This is a genomic window from Clostridium sp. OM05-6BH, from assembly GCF_003481635.1.
GTDB lineage: Bacteria > Bacillota > Clostridia > Lachnospirales > Lachnospiraceae > Butyribacter.
In genome coordinates this window covers 153021-170544 of record NZ_QULH01000003.1, presented here as the reverse complement: position 1 = coordinate 170544, position 17524 = coordinate 153021, and the positions used below count along the sequence as shown (strand labels likewise).

Below are 17524 nucleotides of genomic sequence, written 5' to 3'. Positions count from 1 at the left end.
AATTTCATGGCTAAGACTTCTATGAAAGTAAAGCAGCAGCGCAAAGCAAAATTCTCTACAAGAGAGTATAGTCGTTGCAGAATTTGTGGTCGTCCACATGCTTATTTGAGAAAATACGGAATTTGCAGAATCTGCTTCCGTGAGTTAGCATATAAGGGACAGATTCCAGGCGTGAAGAAAGCAAGCTGGTAAGGAGGTAAAACAAGATGATGACGAGCGATCCTATTGCAGATATGCTTACAAGAATTCGTAATGCGAATACTGCAAAGCATGATACAGTAGATGTTCCTGCTTCCAAGATGAAGATTTCTATCGCAGAAATCCTTGTGAAGGAAGGTTACATTAAGAAATATGATATGATTGACGTTGATGGTATTCAGATGATTCACATCACGTTAAAGTACGGCGCAGACAAAAATGAGAAGATTATCACAGGTTTGAAGAGAATTTCTAAGCCGGGTCTTCGTGTTTACGCTGGTAAAGATGAGCTTCCAAAGGTTCTGGGCGGTCTTGGTATCGCAATCGTGTCTACAAACAAAGGCGTGATGACAGATAAAGAAGCAAGAAAAGCAAACGTTGGCGGTGAGGTACTTGCATTCGTTTGGTAGTCCAAACGATGCACTCACTACACTAAGAATATATGGAGGTAGACGGCATGTCACGTATCGGAAAAATGCCTATCGCTATACCAGCTGGAGTAACAGTTGATATTGCAGAAAATAATAAAGTGACTGTAAAGGGACCTAAGGGAACACTCGAGAGAGTTCTTCCTGCAGAGATGACAATTAAGAAAGAAGGCGAGGAAGTAGTAGTAACTCGTCCTAATGACTTAAAGAAGATGAAATCTTTACATGGTCTTACAAGAACGCTCATTTACAACATGGTGATCGGTGTAACTGAGGGTTATCAGAAAGAGCTTGAAGTAAACGGTGTAGGTTACAGAGCTCAGAAACAGGGCAAGAAGTTAATTCTTTCTCTTGGATATTCTCATCCGGTAGAGATGGAAGATCCAGAAGGTCTTGAGGTTGTTGTTGACGGCCAGAACAAGATCATTGTTAAGGGTATCGATAAAGAAAAAGTCGGCCAGTACGCTGCTGAAATCAGAGAAAAGAGAGCTCCAGAGCCATATAAGGGCAAGGGTATCAAATACGCTGATGAAGTTATTAGACGTAAAGTTGGTAAGACAGGTAAAAAATAATTAAAGGAGTGAATTTACGATGATTAAGAAGCAGTCAAGAAGTGAAGTTCGTGTGAAGAAGCACATGAAGGTTCGTAATCGTCTTTCTGGCACAGCCGAGAGACCTCGTTTAGCTGTATTTAGAAGTAATAATCATATGTACGCTCAGGTTATTGACGACACAGTTGGTAACACTTTAGTATCCGCATCTACTCTTCAGAAAGACGTAGCTGAGGGATTAGAGAAGACCAACAACGTTGATGCAGCAGCAAAGCTTGGCGAAGTAATCGCAAAGAAAGCTTTGGATAAGGGCATCAAGAGTGTTGTATTTGACCGTGGCGGCTTTGTTTATCAGGGTAAGGTGAAAGCATTAGCCGAGGCAGCTAGAGAAGCAGGTTTGGATTTTTAATAGGAGGAAGACACATGAAACGTACAATTATTGACACCAGCAACTTAGAGCTGGAAGATAATGTAGTAACGATCAAGCGTGTAACCAAGGTAGTTAAAGGTGGACGTAACATGAGATTTACTGCATTAGTAGTAGTTGGCGATAAGAACGGACATGTAGGTGTTGGTCTTGGTAAGGCTACTGAAATCCCTGAAGCAATCCGCAAGGGTAAAGAAGAAGCAACCAAGAAGCTTGTTGAAGTTCCTATCGACGAGAATGGTAGCGTACCACATGACCTGACAGGTAAATTCGGTAGCGCTTCCGTATTGATCAAGAGAGCACCAGAAGGTACTGGTATCATCGCAGGTGGTCCTGCACGTTCCGTACTTGAGCTTGCTGGATATAAGAATATCCGTACAAAGTCTCTTGGTTCCAATAACAAGAAAAATGTTGTATTGGCAGCAATCGAGGGTCTTAAGAACTTGAAGACTCCTGAGGAAGTTGCTAAAGCACGTGGTCTCTCCGTTGAAGAGATCTTAGGTTAAGGAGGTAAACCATGGCAGATAAGGTGAAAGTTACATTAGTAAAGTCTACAATCGGTGCCATTCCTAAGCAGCGTGCTACAGTTGAAGCATTGGGCTTGAAGAAGATTGGTAAGACCGTTGAATTGCCAAACAATGACGCTACAAAGGGCATGATTTGGCATGTAAGACATCTTGTAAAGGTTGAGGAAGCTTAATCGACGAAGAATCAGAAATTCTGAACGAAAATAAAAATAAGACTGTTTATCATATAGTGATAGGCAGTCTTATTTTTTGTTTTAAAATTAAAGTGTCAAATCGATTATCATGGTGATGAAAATCGTTTATTAAGAAGTCAAAAGTTGCTTATCGAGGTGCTGAGAATCGTTTGAAAGAAAAATTTATGTTTGTGGAACGCGAGTGAAATAGGAGCTTGTGTGACGGAACAGGTTGAATTTAATTCTGCATATATATTATGATGTCCCTGTCCCTGTCCCTGTCAGCAGCGGAAGGAGACATCATGAGTAAATATATCCCTGCTAAGGGCAGAGTGAGGTGCTAAACTATAGTTGTAACACACCGACCTAATAAGATATAATCTTAGGAGGAAATGAGGTATTTTATCGGTGAAGAACTAACCCTTTTAATGTTTTAGAAAAAATAACCAGAAGGAGGTACTTTATTTGAGAAAGAAAAAAGATGAAATAACCATCCGTTCCAGTGCAGCGGAATATTTGACCTATGTCGCCTCTGGCGGCGACCAGCAGGACAGTGTTGAGATGCGCTATGAGGAAGAAAAAACAGTATCACAAGCAGATCAAAAGATACAAAATACTTTATGGGAATTAGAGAAATCTTATGACTTTTTAGACAGTGCTTGTAAGAAACGCTCTAGTGAGATGGCGCAATTAGAGACAGATATGGTGACAAAAATACATAGATATCAGATATGCATCGTTCTTTTTGGTGTGTTTAGTTTTATTAGTTATTGGAGAAATTATCCGGAGGGCACGATAGGTGGCGGCATGGCAGGAGCTGTTTGTTTATCTGCCATCGGTCTTATGATATTTACCGGACGGCACAAAAAGAAAAAGCAGGTATATTTGGGCGAGCTTCAACGAGAGGATCACGAAAGCATGCGTAAGCTGCAAGAGCAGATGACCGAATTGCGGGAACAATTATATTTTGATAAAAAGTAAGAGGGGCACGAGGGTAATATGGCAATCATGAAGAAAACGGGAAAGATATTCGTCAGATGTCTGTTACTGCTGATAGTTTTGGCAGTTTTCCAATCGCCATGTGTTGTCGGGGTACAAGGGGGATGAGCGATTTATTGACATGAATGTATACAACGGAGCGGCAGAGGAGTTTTGGAAGCAGTTTGGATAACGCTTCCGGCGTAGAAAGACGCAAAAAGCAGTAGACAAGCCTGTCACTTTTGTGGTAATATATTGATTTGTAGCGAGGGTAGAAGTGTACCCTTTTTGCAGAAAAGCAAAGGGCAAGAGACACTTTTTCAGCTTGATGTTTCGCAGTTTATGATGAAGATAGACCGCAAGTGAACATTTTGACTGGGTTTCTGCAAGGATTCGCCCGTTAGTGATTATGATCCCGTGCTATAAGAGGAAAGAAAGGCACCAAGGAAAGGGATCACCAGTATTTAGGAGGTAACTATGAATTTATCAACATTAAGTCCGGCAAAAGGTTCTAAGCAGAGCGACAACTTTAGAAGAGGTCGTGGACATGGATCAGGAAACGGAAAGACAGCAGGTAAGGGACACAAGGGTCAGAAGGCTCGTTCAGGTGCTCCACGTCCAGGTTTCGAAGGTGGTCAGATGCCACTTTACAGACGTATTCCTAAGAGAGGTTTCACAAACATCAATTCTAAGGAAATCGTTGCAATCAACTTGGATAAGTTAGAGAAATTCAATGATGGTGATGTTGTTACAGTAACAGCATTGAAAGAAAAAGGTATCATCAACAATTCGAAAGACGGAGTTAAGATACTTGGAAATGGAGAATTAACTAAGAAACTCACCGTTCAGGTAAACGCATTCAGCAAGAGTGCTGCTGAGAAGATTGAGGCTCTTGGTGGAAAAGCTGAGGTGATCTAAGGATGTTCGAAACAGTCCGCAATGCTTTTAAGATCAAAGATCTGCGCAAGAAAATCCTTTACACTTTCTTCGCATTGATCGTTGTTCGTATCGGATGTCAGTTGCCTGTACCGGGCGTTGATGCATCCGTAATTACAGATTTCTTTGATTCACAGAAGTCTTTGGACTTCTTTAACCAGTTGACGGGTGGTTCATTCTCCACAATGTCGATCTTCGCACTGAATATCACACCGTACATCACGGCATCCATTATTATTCAGTTGCTCACCATTGCAATTCCTAAGTTGGAAGAGCTTCACAAAGATGGTGAGGAAGGACGTAAGAAATTAGCAGAGTACACTCGTTATTTAACGATTGCACTTTCTGTAATTGAGAGTGCCGCTATGGCAATTGGCTTTGGTCAGCAGGGATATTTGACAGATGGTGTTACATTTACTTCTGTAGCAGTATTCGTTGTATCCTTGACTGCCGGTTCTGCATTCCTTATGTGGTTAGGTGAGCAGATCACTGAAAAGGGAGTTGGAAATGGTATTTCCATCATCCTCCTTTATAACATTGTATCTCGTATGCCAGAGGATATGATGAACCTTTTCGAGAAGTTCGTTAAAGGTGCTTCCAATGTTACCAATGGTACGATCGCAGCAGTTGTCATTCTTGCGGTAATTATTGGAATGGTAATCTTCATCGTTGTTCTTTCCGATGGTGAGAGAAGAATCAGTGTTCAGTATTCTAAGAAAACACAGGGAAGAAAGATGGTTGGTGGACAGTCATCTCACATTCCGCTTAAGGTAAACACTGCAGGCGTTATCCCGGTAATCTTTGCCGGATCTCTGTTCTCCATGCCGATCGTTATCGCTGGATTCGCAGGAATCAAGCCACAGTCCGGTGCTGGAGCAACTTTAGCGCAGAAGTTCCTTAAAGTGTTAAACCAGAACTCATGGTGTAATCTTTCCAGTTTTGGAGAGTTTAAGTATACATTGGGATTGGTAATTTACATCTTATTACTTATCTTCTTTGCATACTTCTATACATCCATCACATTTAATCCACAGGAGATTTCTATTAATATGAAGAAACAGGGTGGATTTATTCCGGGTATTCGTCCTGGTAAGCCAACGGTGGATTATTTAACAAAAGTTCTCAATAATATCATCCTTATCGGTGCAGTGGGATTATCTTTTGTAGCATTCGTTCCGATCTTCGTATCCGGTGCGTTTGGTGCAGACGTTTCCTTTGGTGGAACATCCCTCATCATTATCGTAGGTGTAGTACTTGAGACATTAAAGCAGATTGAATCTCAGATGTTAGTTCGTCATTACAAGGGATTCATCAGCGAGTAAGAAGAATATCTGTAAAATTGAGGCGTCACCCAAAATCGGGTGGCGCTTTTGTATATGTTTAATAATGTAAAAAGGGTGTTGAAACTGCGCTGCTTTTGCGTTATTATAGGTTTAATCGTGCATACGTATAAAAGCACATCTGCGTCAGCGTGCGTGACGCAGGGATGACAGAATAGAACGAAAGAATCAGGGACGCACGCAGAAATGGAGAGTATATATGAAGATTGTTATGTTGGGAGCACCTGGTGCAGGAAAAGGAACACACGCAAAGGGAATCGTAGAGAAATACCATATCCCTACAATTTCTACAGGCGATATTTTCCGTCAGAACATTAAAGAAGGAACAGAGCTTGGTAAAAAAGCAAAAGGATATATGGATGCCGGAGAGCTGGTTCCGGACGAGCTTGTATGTGATCTTGTTGTAGATCGTTTGAGCAAAGAAGATTGCAAAGACGGATATATTTTAGATGGTTTCCCAAGAACCATTCCTCAGGCAGAGGCGCTCACAGCAGCATTAAAAGAGCAGGGAACAGCGTTGGATTATGCGATCGATATTGAAATGGAAGATCAGGCAATTGTTGATCGTATGGCAGGACGCCGTGTATGCGCAAAATGTGGAGCTACTTTCCATACAGTAAACATCCCGCCTAAGAAAGAGGGCGAATGCGATGCATGTGGTGGTGAGCTTCAGCTGCGTGACGATGATAAGCCGGAGACGGTAAAGAAGAGATTGAAAGTATATCACGATCAGACAGCACCTCTTATCGCATATTATAAAGAGCAGGGAATCCTTCACGAGATTGACGGAACACTTGGTATCGAGGGTGTTGCAAAGGCAATTGCTGCAGTTATCGGTTAATTCAAATTAATATTTAGAAAGAAGGCACATTATGTCGGTCACAATTAAATCAGAGCATGAATTGGAAAAAATGAGAGAAGCCGGACGTATTTTGGGAATTGTTCATGATGAAATGGCAAAGATTATTCGTCCGGGCATTAGCACAATGGATATCAATCGTAAAGGAGAAGAAGTGATCCGTAGTTTTGGATGCATCCCATCCTTTTTGAACTACAACGGATATCCGGCGAGTATTTGCGTATCTGTGAATGATGAGGTCGTCCATGGTATTCCCAGCAAAAAGAGAATTTTGCAGGAGGGAGATATTGTCAGCCTGGATGCCGGCGTAATCTATGAAGGATATCATTCTGATGCAGCGAGAACGCATGCTGTTGGTCAGATCTCAGAAGAAGATCAGTTTTTGATCGATGTGACAAAGCAGAGTTTTTTTGAAGGAATCAAATACGCTAAAGCGGGCAATCATTTGTACGATATTTCCAAAGCTATCCAGAACTATGCAGAAGCAAACGGATTTTCTATTGTGCGCGATCTGGTTGGTCATGGAATTGGAAGAAATCTTCACGAGGAACCACAGGTGCCAAACTTTAAGCCGATTGGACGAGGTATAAAGCTGCGTCCCGGCATGACGCTTGCAATAGAACCGATGGTAAATGCAGGTGACTATGATGTATGGGTGCTTGAGGATGACTGGACGGTAGTTACTACTGACAGTATGAAGTCAGCACACTACGAAAATACGATCCTGATCACTGAAGGAGAGCCGGAGATCTTTTCATGGAAAGAAGGTCTTGCATAATCCGATAGCGTGTGAATATTATATTGCAATATGTGTCATCAGTTGGGGACAAAACCCTTTTTCGTCCCCAACATCATAATATAAAAATCGCATAATGTGCGAGGAAATGGAGTTTGAAATGTCGAAAGAAGATGTAATTGAAATTGAAGGAATCGTTGTCGAGAAGCTGCCAAATGCTATGTTCAAGGTAGAATTAGAGAATGGACATCAGGTATTAGCGCATATTAGCGGCAAACTTCGCAAAAACTTCATCCGCATTTTGCCGGGTGACAAAGTTACGATGGAGATGTCTCCGTATGATCTGACAAAGGGCCGTATTACATGGCGTGATAAATAATCAGCGATCTTTTGGAAAAATAAGACTATATGTGTCAAGCAATGCGCATGTGGTCTTTTTTTTTACATTGAAAAAAATTAGAAATTCCCGAAAAAACCACTTGCAACCAAGAAATGTATATGATATAGTAGACAATGGACTTTATTGAAAGGAGGTTATTGCTGTGAAAGTTAGATCTTCAGTAAAACCGATTTGCGAAAAATGTAAGGTCATCAAGAGAAAGGGTCGTATCAGAGTTATCTGTGAGAACCCACGTCATAAGCAGAGACAGGGCTAATTAGGAGGCAGGCGATAGACCTGCTCACGAGATAGACTTGCTTTCTGTTCATTATCGCATTTACGGATGCGATGACATTGTAGGTGGAGTGATTAACCACTTCGGCAAGCTTTGGAAACAAAGCAAGGATGCGTCATTTCATCCATGTCGGTCCTATCATGGCAGATTGATGACTGCGGCGTAGTACCGGTTGCCATTTCGCAGGCAACCCGATGATTTCTGTGCAGTGTAAGAATACACTGCGGTTCGCGTATGCGGATTCATTGTGGCAGAGATTTTGGAGGACGTCTATGCAATAGGATTACAGTTTAAAGCGGCTGTGCAGTAATTTTACTGCAAAATCATGTATCTATTTTTCAAAACAAAAAATAACGGAGGTGTAAAGTACACATGGCACGTATTAGTGGTGTAGACTTACCAAGAGACAAGCGTGTTGAGATCGGACTTACCTATATTTATGGTATCGGTAGAGTTAGTTCCAACCGTATTTTAGCAGAGGCTAATGTAAGCCCTGACACTCGTGTTAAGGATCTTACTGATGATGAAGTAAAGCGTATTAGCAGTGTGATCGATGAGACACAGACAGTGGAAGGTGATCTTCGTAGAGAAATCGCGATGAACATCAAGAGACTGCAGGAAATCGGATGCTACAGAGGAATCCGTCATAGAAAAGGTCTTCCTGTTCGTGGACAGAAGACAAAGACAAATGCTAGAACTCGCAAGGGTCCAAAGCGTACTGTCGCAAATAAGAAGAAATAATAATAAGTAAGTATGTACAAATTCTAACAGGAGGGTTTGACAATGGCTAAACAGCAAGTTGTAAAGAAGACAGGCAAGAAGCGTGTCAAGAAAAATGTCGGACATGGACAGGCACATATTCAGTCTTCCTTTAATAATACGATCGTTACGCTCACAGATGCAGAAGGAAATGCAATCTCTTGGGCAAGCGCAGGTGGATTAGGATTCAGAGGATCCAAGAAGTCCACTCCTTATGCAGCACAGATGGCAGCAGAGACTGCAGCTAAGGCAGCAATCCCACACGGCTTAACATCTGTAGATGTTATGGTAAAAGGACCTGGTTCAGGTCGTGAGGCAGCAATCCGTGCGTTGTCTGCATGTGGTATTGACGTAACAAGCATCAGAGACGTGACACCGGTTCCACACAATGGATGTAGACCGCCAAAGCGTCGTCGTGTATAATTTGCATTTTTATATGACAATGAATTGATGATTAATTATTATAGGAGGAAAATGACATGGCAAGAGATATGACGCCAGTATTGAAGAGATGTAGAACTCTTGGCTTGGATCCACAGTTCTTAGGAATTGACAAAAAGTCCAACAGAAATGTTAGACAGGGAAGAAAGCCTAGCGAGTATGGACTTCAGTTAAAAGAGAAGCAGAAAGCAAAATTTATTTATGGTGTATTAGAGAAACCATTTAGAAATGATTTTGCAAAGGCACAGAAATTAAAATATGGTACAACAGGTGAGAACCTTCTTATTCTTTTAGAGCTTCGTTTGGACAACGTATTGTTCCGTATGGGATATGGTCGTACAAGAAAAGAAGCTCGTCAGATCGTAGGTCATAAGCACGTATTAGTAAATGGTAAATGTGTAAACATCCCATCATATGAAGTTAAGCCGGGTGATGTGATCGAAATCAAAGAGAAGCACAAAGGAGCTCAGAGATATAAGGATATCCTTGAAGTAACAGATGGCCGTCTTGTTCCTGATTGGCTTGAGGCAGATCATGAGAAGCTTTCTGGTGTCGTTAAGGAAATCCCAACAAGAGAGCAGATTGATGTTCCTGTAAATGAAGTGCTTATCGTCGAGTTGTATTCTAAATAATAACTCGCAGATCAGGTAAGCATTGAACCCCAAAAGGAGGTACTGGGAGTGCTTGATTTTAAAGAACCAAATATTAAGATTGCAGATATTTCAGAAGATAAGAAATATGGACGTTTTGTAGTAGAACCATTGGAGCGTGGTTATGGTACAACTCTTGGAAATTCTCTGAGAAGAATCATGCTTTCATCATTGCCGGGTACAGCAGTTAGTCATATTCGTATTGACGGAGTTGGTCATGAGTTTTCAGCAATTCCTGGTGTGAAGGAAGACGTTACTGAGATTATTATGAACATCAAGAGTCTGGCAATCAAGAATAACAGTGAGACCGATGAGGTCAAGACTGCTTATATCGAGGCCTCCGGCGAGGGTGTGGTCAGAGCGTCTGATATTCAGGTGGATTCTGATATCGAGATCATGAATCCGGATCAGGTGATTGCTACATTGAGTGGTGGTCCTGACTGCAAACTTTACATTGAGATGACAATTGTAAATGGTCGTGGATACGTAAGTTCTGATAAGAACAAACGTGAAGATTTACCGATTAATGTTATCGCAATCGATTCTATCTTTACTCCGGTAGAGAGAGTTAATATCAAGGTTGAGAATACTCGTGTTGGTCAGATTACAGATTATGATAAGCTGACATTAGATGTATTTACAGATGGTACAATTGAGCCAAGTGATGCAGTAAGTCTTGCTGCAAAGGTGTTATCCGATCACTTGAGATCATTTATTGATCTATCTGATAAGAGTTCTCGTATTCAGGTTATTGCGGCTGAAGAAGAGAATAGCAAAGACAAAGTGTTGGAAATGAATATTGATGAATTAGAGCTTTCCGTTCGTTCATACAACTGCTTGAAGAGAGCAGGAATCAACACTGTTGAGGAACTTTGCAACCGTACATCGGAAGACATGATGAAAGTTAGAAACCTTGGACGTAAATCTTTGGAAGAAGTATTGTCTAAGCTTAAGGAGTTAGGTCTTTCCTTGAACTTGGGAGATGAATAATTAGGAGGTAAGCACAATGGCAGGCTATAGAAAACTTGGAAGAACTTCCAGCCAGAGAAAAGCTTTGCTTCGCAATCAGGTGACAAATTTGTTGTATCATGGCAGCATTGTTACTACTGAGGCAAAAGCGAAAGAGATTCGTAAAATCGCAGAGGGAATCATTGCTCTGGGTGTTAAGGAATGCAATAATTACGACACTGTAACCGTTACTGCTAAGGTTGCCCGCAAGGACAAAGATGGTAAGCGTGTGAAAGAAGTCGTTGATGGTAAGAAGGTAACACAGTTTGATGAAGTAGAGAAGGAGATCAGAAAGGATCAGCCATCCAGACTGCATGCTCGTAGAAAGATGCAGAAGGTTCTTTACAACATCACTGAGGTTCCGGCAGAGATGCAGGGACGTAAGAGTGGTACTAAGACTGTTGATGTTGCAGCATTTGTTTTGGATGATCTTGCACCAAAGTATGCTGAGCGCAATGGTAATGGTGGTTATACCCGTATCGTGAAGATTGGTCAGCGTAAGGGTGATGCTGCTATGCAGGTACTCATTGAGTTAGTATAATTTTAATATTGCTCTTAATAGAAAGAGGTATTGCAGAAATTTTCTGTGGTACCTCTTTTTTTGATATAGGAAAATGCTGTTATGTAGCGTGACATCACCAAGAATTGCTTTAGCAATTCTTGTAAAGCAAAGCGCTGGCTTTGCTTTTTGGTATAGGTGATTTGGCGAAATTGTCATTTTTCTGTGAAAAAGCTAACATATAAATGACAAATAACAACGTTAATATAAGGGAAAATGTGGTAGGAGCGGTTGAAAGACGGCGAAGAAATATTTACAAAAACAGATGAAAGTGTTACTGAGTCTTCAACATTCTCATCCAAAAAGAAAAGAGGAATATAGAATTTATGAAAAGATTACTATCATTTGTATTATCAGCAGCATTAATAGTGAGCGGGACGTATGCAGCAAATAGCATGCATATTTCTGCAGATGAAGCATCTTCAGTAGTAGGGTCAAGTGCTACGTCACAGACAGAATTAGATCCGGCATCCAGCCCCCAGATTACGGAAGAGCCGGGTGCAGTTCCGGATGACACACCACAAGTTAGTGGACAGCCGACTGTAAAACCGGATGATGCACCACAGGTTAGTGGGCAGCCAACTGTAAAACCAGATGATGTACCACAGGTTAGTGGGCAGCCAACCGCAAAACCAGATGATGCACCACAGGTTAGTGAGCAGCCAACGACAGTGCCGGGCAACACACCGCAGGCTACAGTAGAACCTAGTGCAACACCACAGGTTACAGAAGTAACCGCGCCGATAGCGCCACAGGTAACACAGATCAAAGGTGGTTCTAAGCGCGTCAAGTTATATTGGACAGAACAAAAAGATGCGAGCGGATATTATATTTACTATTCGACGAGTAAGGCAGGGACATATATAAGAACAAAAACAATTACCAATCCCGGTACTTGCAAATATGTCAAAAAATCTTTAGAGCAAAATAAAACTTATTACTTTAAAATATCTGCCTATACTATGAACGCCAATGGACTGCCGGTAGAAGGAGAGCTTTCGCAAGCCTACGCTGCTAAGACTATAACGGTAAGTGCGACATCGAAAGGTGCAAGAAAGTATTCCAGCACGGCAAAGTTTAAGAAGTCTCCGGCATATAAGAAATATGCATTTTTGCGTAAAGCAAACTATACGAAAAGCTTTGCTATACCGGGGATGAAAACAACCAACGTAGCAGGTTTCGCCAATAATCGAATGTTTCCACAAGGAGGCTGCACAGCAGGGGCCTATATGCTTGTATCAGCATACGCATATAATGGAGAGGATGAATCTGTCATCTACGTATTAAGCCGGTCTTCAAAATCATATATTACGACGTTGGTTATGCCAAATAAGACAAAAATTGACGCAATGGCGTATGATGGCAAGAATGTGTGGCTGACACAAGGGAAAAAAGTTGTTCGTTTTTCATATGAGATGATCTCTAAAGCGGTAGCGTCAGGGAGCGCATACACGGAATTAGCTGCGTTTGATGAAACTTATTCCATAGCAACAAATGGTTCTTATATGGCATACAGAGATCATGTATTGTGGATTGGAGCTTATAATTCAAAGCTTGCAACGAGAATGTATGGCTATGTAGTGCAAACCAATACAACAGGTGCAGTATCGCTGACACGTAAATATTATATGGCAATGCCAAATCGAACGAGAGCTGTATCCTTTGATGCGGATGGTTATATGTATGTGGTGAGAAGTTCTCAGTCAAACAACAAACAGTCCGGCTATTTGTCCCAGATTCGCACCTATAAGCCTGCATTTTCGACGCCGGCAGCGTCAGGCGGTGTGGCAAAAAAAGCGTATACGAAGAAGACTACAATTCCACCAAGAGCCTGTGGAAGTATGGTATATGGACAATATTTATATACAGTATTTTCCGGTTGTAAATATTCGAAATGCACTTATAAGGTTGATCGGGTAATTGCGATCAAGTTGACTAGTATGCGGTAGGACATGCGTTGCCTATGACAATGTATGCTTTAAGAGTAAACTGTGATCAGGTTGACTAGTTGTGGTAAGTACATGCATTGCCTATGGCGAAGTACGCTTTAAGAGTAAACTGTGATTAAGTTGACTAGTTGCGGTAAGTACATGTCCTTAGATTATATCTTTATCGCTATAGGAAGATTATAAATACCATCCTTTTTGCAATGGGAAAAGGATGGTATTTTTTTGCGGAATCTGTTACTATAGGGATGGCTTTTTACAATGGCGGGTAGGTGCAGTAGTGGTTAAACTCGACTTTGAATTACAGCATCTATCTGAGTCGGCAGATTTATATATTTGCACACGTGGTATAAATTTGTCAGAATAGCATGTGTGCGGAAATGAGGACAAAATGACAAAGAAAGAGTATGCTGGGTATGAGTATGTGGAAAATGGTGTGTGTGCTGCACAGGGATTTACGGCTAATGGATTGAATTGCGGTATTAATCCGGTAAAAACAAAAAATGATCTTGGAATGATATTTAGTGAGAAGGAATGTACAGCAGCAGCAGTATATACTCAAAATAAAGTGAAGGGTGCACCTATTTTGGTGACGAAAGCAAATCTTGCGCAAAGTGGTGGCAAAGCACAGGCAGTGATCGTGAATTCGAAGAATGCGAATACCTGTAATGCCAATGGTGTAGAAGTGGCAAATGCCGTTTGTAAGTTAACAGCTGACGAATTGGGGATTACAGCAGATCGTGTTATTGTTGCTTCAACCGGTGTCATCGGAGCACCAATGTCTGTAGAGCCGTTTGCAAATGCTATGCATGAACTCGCAGAGGGATTAAGCATCGATGGACACGATGCTGCAGCAAAAGCAATTATGACAACAGATACCGTCCAGAAAGAGGTGGCAGTAGAATTTCTTTTGGATGGTAAGAAATGTAGACTAGGTGGCATGGCAAAAGGCAGCGGCATGATCCATCCTAATATGGCTACCACTCTTAACTTTATCACGACGGATGTGGCAATTTCCGGAGAAATGATACAGGCGGCATTATCAGAAATTGTTAAAGTTACATACAACTGTTTGAGTATAGATGGTGATACTTCCACAAATGACATGGTTAGTGTTATGGCAAATGGTTTAGCCGGAAATGCAGAGATTACCGAGAAAAATGCTGATTTTGATCTGTTTAAAAAAGCATTGTACGTTGTTATGGAGAATATGACCAAAATGTTGGCAGCAGATGGAGAGGGTGCTTCTAAATTTTTAGAATGCTCTTGTGATGGCGCACCGGATCAGGAAACAGCAATTGTTGTGGCGAAGAGTGTAATCCGATCCCCATTGTTTAAATGTGCTATGTTCGGAGAAGATGCTAACTGGGGAAGAATCCTTTGCGCAATTGGTTATGCGGAAGCGGAGTTCGATATTGACAAAGTGGCAGTAGAGTTGGAGTCAGAAGTCGGAACAGTAGCAGTATGTAAAAATGGTGCAGGGGTTGCTTTTTCCGAGGAAGAAGCGGCCAAAATATTGAACAAAGATGAAATTTATATTCATGTTCATTTGAATCAGGGCGAAGCATCTGCTAAGGCATGGGGCTGTGATCTTACATACGATTATGTGAAGATAAACGGAGATTACCGCTCTTGATAAACGGGGACAGCCATTCCAGATAAACAGGGACTGTCGCTCCAGATAAACAGGGACAGTTGTTCCGGATAAACAGGGACAGCCGTTTGTGATAACGGGAGTTTATTATTCCTGGCAAACGGACGGAAAGTTAAGTGCTGTGTGCCTCCCAAAACTTGAGCAAGTGTTCAGTCATAGTCTCAGGGGTGACTGTATAATGCGGAAACCACTCACGTGGGAAGAGGGATTGATAACTGCCCTGCAAAAAACGATCGTCTAATAAAAGGATACAACCATAGTCCTGCTCGGTTCGGATGACACGTCCGGCTGCTTGCAGGACTTTATTCATGCCCGGATATTGGTATGCATAAGAAAAACCATGTCTGGTGTTTCTTATTGTTGCTTCGTCGTTTTCAGAACCTGTTGAAAATGATGAAATTTCCCCGTCAAAAAATTGTCGATAGAGTTCATTTTCATTGCAAACCATTGGTAGACCTGTTCCCACAATCACAGCACCTATCAGGCGTTCTGCCTTCAAATCTATTCCTTCGCTAAATATTCCGCCCAAGACGCATAATCCTACAGTCGTTGTGGTGGGAGATTCTGAAAAATGCGCCAGAAACTCTTCTCGTTCTTGCTCATCCATTGTGGCATTTTGTGTAAGCAGAGTCAGATCTTGACTGGCATCAGAGGAGGCGATCATATCATAGATATCCTGCAGCATCTTATAGGATGGAACAAAGACCATATAGTTGCCCGATCTGGCATGCACAAATCGTAATATATAGTCTACAATTCGGGCATACATTGCAGCTCCGCGTCGACTGTATTTAGTGCTGACATCCCGACCGACCAGTAATAGTCGGTTGTGACCAGGGAACGGCGATGGGGCATAGATAGCGTAATCTTCAGGGCGGCTTGCAAGTTGCTCTCTATAGTATTGAATAGGAAGCAGTGTTGCAGAGAAAAAAATAGCGGAGCGTCCCATGGCAAGGTACTGTTCCAGGTTGGCAGATGGATTCATACATTGTAAATGAACACAGAAATTGCTGTTATCATTATAGTCGCAATAAATCAGATAGTGTTCATCAACCAACTCATATACATTTACAAAGGAACGGATGTTAAAGTAAAAATCCAGTAATTGGCTAAATTGTTCCTCCGATAATTTTTTCTCACTGAAAGAGGGATCTTGTAAAAACTCATCCATTACACTTTGAAGTCGAAGTAAGCGTCCTAACAAAGCATCTGTCATAGACAGTGTGCAGATGAGAAGTTCGTCACATTGTCTTTTCAGATCTAAAAGTGCACGATTTACACTTTCTAAAGAAGCTGTGATCTTTTTGCTTTTGGTTTTAAGGAGACGTTTGGTCTCTAACACGTCTTCTTTGATCAAAACTGCAGAGTACATATCGCGGGCACGGTCAACCAAATTGTGTGCTTCATCTACTAAAAAAAGATTCGCTGTACTTCCGGCAGCGCCATCTGAAAAAAAGCGTTTGAGGTGGCTATCCGGGTCAAAGGCATAATTATAGTCGCCGATCACAGCATCGCACCAAAGAGAAGCATCCAGACTGAGCTCGAAAGGACATACTTCATGCTTTAAGGCGTATTGCGTTATGATATCACGAGTGATCTGTGATTCGTGAGTGATAAGATCATATACGGCATCGTTAATACGGTCAAAATGACCTTTGGCACGTTCGCAATTTGCCGGATGACAGTTTGCTTTCTCTAGAATGCAGATTTTATCTTTGGCAGTTAAGGTGATACTTTTGAGGGCTGCCTGGTGGTTGGCCAGAAGTGCAAAGGTGTTTTCAGCAACCGTACGAGTAATCGTTTTGGCGGTCAGGTAAAAGATTTTCCCTGTCAAATGTTCCCCCATTGCTTTAACGGCGGGAAATATTGTTGCAATTGTTTTGCCTACGCCGGTAGGGGCTTCGATATAGAGCCGTTTTTGTCGTAGGATAGATTGGTAGACACCTTTCACAAGATCGGCCTGTCCGTTACGATATACAAACGGAAATTCCAACGGGCGTATAGAGGCATCGCGTTCTTCTTGCCAGTGTATCTGCCAAGCAAGCCACTTTGCGTATTCCGTTAATAGTGTTTCATAAAATCGGTGAAGGTCCTCATAGGTGATCACTTCATAAAAATAGCGGATATCTTCCGTGGGAATATGACAATAAGTGATGCGGATACCAATGGATGAAAGGTGTTCCTGTGAGGCATAAATATACGCATAACATAGCGCCTGAGCACGGTGAACGGCAATGGGCTCGTACATTGTGTGTACATTACGATATATGCCTTTGATCTCATCAATAAAGTCAGTAGGTGCCTCGGAATCATCATGAATTATAGTGCGGCATGGGATTATCGGATGGGTATGCTCGGCCTCGGTTTCTAGGGGGATCTCGCTTGAAAAGTCAGCAAAATCGTACAGCCTTGGAAGGAGAGATTTCGGGAATATGCCGTCAGCGCGTCCTTCCACGGATATTGCAAACGAAAGGTTATCATAGCACACAGAGGATGTGTATTTTAATGGGACTTCGGCATGGTATTGTGATCCCATCTGCTTTTGCAGCTTTTTGTGAATGCGAGTGCCTTCCTGCATAGCATCAGTATCTCGGATGCCGGTAGAAGAAGATACAATATCACCGGAGCGTAATATAAATTCCACCAAGTCACGGACAGATACTTTACATGTGTGCATAAG

General features: G+C 41.8%; 21 protein-coding genes. 20 read left to right on the top strand and 1 reads right to left on the bottom strand.

Annotation, left to right across the window (positions count from 1 at the left end):
• The first annotated feature begins 6 nt into the window (after nucleotides 1-6).
• From DXB73_RS04865 to argJ, 20 genes are all read left to right on the top strand, one after another.
• Nucleotides 7-192, top strand: coding sequence for a type Z 30S ribosomal protein S14 (locus DXB73_RS04865; protein WP_022014871.1), 186 nt, complete (start codon nucleotides 7-9; stop codon nucleotides 190-192).
• A gap of 14 nt (nucleotides 193-206) precedes the next feature.
• Nucleotides 207-608, top strand: coding sequence for a 30S ribosomal protein S8 (rpsH, locus tag DXB73_RS04860; RefSeq protein ID WP_022025532.1), 402 nt, complete (start codon nucleotides 207-209; stop codon nucleotides 606-608).
• 47 nt (nucleotides 609-655) lie between these two features.
• A complete protein-coding gene (gene rplF / locus DXB73_RS04855) occupies nucleotides 656-1198 on the top strand; it encodes a 50S ribosomal protein L6 (protein WP_022025531.1) in 543 nt (180 codons plus the stop codon).
• 19 nt (nucleotides 1199-1217) lie between these two features.
• On the top strand, nucleotides 1218-1586 hold the full coding sequence (rplR, locus tag DXB73_RS04850; protein ID WP_022025530.1) for a 50S ribosomal protein L18: 369 nt from the start codon (nucleotides 1218-1220) through the stop codon (nucleotides 1584-1586).
• Between the two features lie 14 nt (nucleotides 1587-1600).
• Nucleotides 1601-2110: a 30S ribosomal protein S5 gene (gene rpsE, locus DXB73_RS04845; RefSeq protein WP_022025529.1), complete on the top strand. Its 510-nt coding sequence runs from the start codon at nucleotides 1601-1603 to the stop codon at nucleotides 2108-2110.
• 11 nt (nucleotides 2111-2121) lie between these two features.
• On the top strand, nucleotides 2122-2304 hold the full coding sequence (rpmD, locus tag DXB73_RS04840) for a 50S ribosomal protein L30 (RefSeq protein ID WP_022025528.1): 183 nt from the start codon (nucleotides 2122-2124) through the stop codon (nucleotides 2302-2304).
• A 465-nt stretch (nucleotides 2305-2769) separates the two neighbouring features.
• Nucleotides 2770-3285 carry a YrzE family protein gene (locus DXB73_RS14790; protein WP_243103987.1) on the top strand — a complete coding sequence of 172 codons (516 nt, stop codon included), beginning with the start codon at nucleotides 2770-2772 and terminating at the stop codon, nucleotides 3283-3285.
• Between the two features lie 474 nt (nucleotides 3286-3759).
• Entirely contained in the window at nucleotides 3760-4200 is a 441-nt protein-coding gene (rplO, locus tag DXB73_RS04830; protein ID WP_022025517.1) for a 50S ribosomal protein L15, read from the top strand.
• Between the two features lie 2 nt (nucleotides 4201-4202).
• The gene (gene secY / locus DXB73_RS04825; RefSeq protein ID WP_022025516.1) at nucleotides 4203-5540 is read left to right on the top strand and encodes a preprotein translocase subunit SecY; all 1338 of its coding nucleotides are present in this window, start codon (nucleotides 4203-4205) and stop codon (nucleotides 5538-5540) included.
• Nucleotides 5541-5757: 217 nt separating this feature from the next.
• Nucleotides 5758-6399, top strand: coding sequence for an adenylate kinase (locus tag DXB73_RS04820; RefSeq protein WP_022025515.1), 642 nt, complete (start codon nucleotides 5758-5760; stop codon nucleotides 6397-6399).
• 31 nt (nucleotides 6400-6430) lie between these two features.
• Nucleotides 6431-7195 carry a type I methionyl aminopeptidase gene (map, locus tag DXB73_RS04815; RefSeq protein ID WP_022025514.1) on the top strand — a complete coding sequence of 255 codons (765 nt, stop codon included), beginning with the start codon at nucleotides 6431-6433 and terminating at the stop codon, nucleotides 7193-7195.
• 118 nt (nucleotides 7196-7313) lie between these two features.
• Nucleotides 7314-7532: a translation initiation factor IF-1 gene (infA, locus tag DXB73_RS04810; protein ID WP_022013568.1), complete on the top strand. Its 219-nt coding sequence runs from the start codon at nucleotides 7314-7316 to the stop codon at nucleotides 7530-7532.
• A gap of 163 nt (nucleotides 7533-7695) precedes the next feature.
• Nucleotides 7696-7809, top strand: coding sequence for a 50S ribosomal protein L36 (gene rpmJ, locus DXB73_RS04805; protein ID WP_118507368.1), 114 nt, complete (start codon nucleotides 7696-7698; stop codon nucleotides 7807-7809).
• Nucleotides 7810-8199: 390 nt separating this feature from the next.
• Complete coding sequence (rpsM, locus tag DXB73_RS04800; protein WP_022025513.1) at nucleotides 8200-8568, top strand: 30S ribosomal protein S13; 369 nt, start codon at nucleotides 8200-8202, stop codon at nucleotides 8566-8568.
• A 42-nt stretch (nucleotides 8569-8610) separates the two neighbouring features.
• The gene (rpsK, locus tag DXB73_RS04795) at nucleotides 8611-9009 is read left to right on the top strand and encodes a 30S ribosomal protein S11 (protein WP_022025512.1); all 399 of its coding nucleotides are present in this window, start codon (nucleotides 8611-8613) and stop codon (nucleotides 9007-9009) included.
• 56 nt (nucleotides 9010-9065) lie between these two features.
• Nucleotides 9066-9659, top strand: a complete 594-nt coding sequence (rpsD, locus tag DXB73_RS04790; RefSeq protein WP_022025511.1) for a 30S ribosomal protein S4 — start codon at nucleotides 9066-9068, stop codon at nucleotides 9657-9659.
• Nucleotides 9660-9707: 48 nt separating this feature from the next.
• Nucleotides 9708-10667 (top strand): DNA-directed RNA polymerase subunit alpha, encoded by a 960-nt coding sequence (locus DXB73_RS04785; RefSeq protein WP_022025510.1) that lies wholly within the window; start codon nucleotides 9708-9710, stop codon nucleotides 10665-10667.
• A gap of 16 nt (nucleotides 10668-10683) precedes the next feature.
• Entirely contained in the window at nucleotides 10684-11226 is a 543-nt protein-coding gene (locus DXB73_RS04780; protein WP_022025509.1) for a L17 family ribosomal protein, read from the top strand.
• Between the two features lie 344 nt (nucleotides 11227-11570).
• A complete protein-coding gene (locus DXB73_RS04775) occupies nucleotides 11571-13193 on the top strand; it encodes a fibronectin type III domain-containing protein (protein ID WP_118690298.1) in 1623 nt (540 codons plus the stop codon).
• Between the two features lie 388 nt (nucleotides 13194-13581).
• Nucleotides 13582-14826 carry a bifunctional glutamate N-acetyltransferase/amino-acid acetyltransferase ArgJ gene (argJ, locus tag DXB73_RS04770; protein ID WP_022025507.1) on the top strand — a complete coding sequence of 415 codons (1245 nt, stop codon included), beginning with the start codon at nucleotides 13582-13584 and terminating at the stop codon, nucleotides 14824-14826.
• 130 nt (nucleotides 14827-14956) lie between these two features.
• Here argJ and DXB73_RS04765 read toward each other — a convergent pair whose 3' ends face one another.
• Nucleotides 14957-17521: an ATP-dependent DNA helicase gene (locus DXB73_RS04765; protein ID WP_118690297.1), complete on the bottom strand. Its 2565-nt coding sequence runs from the start codon at nucleotides 17519-17521 to the stop codon at nucleotides 14957-14959.
• Nucleotides 17522-17524: the final 3 nt, after the last annotated feature.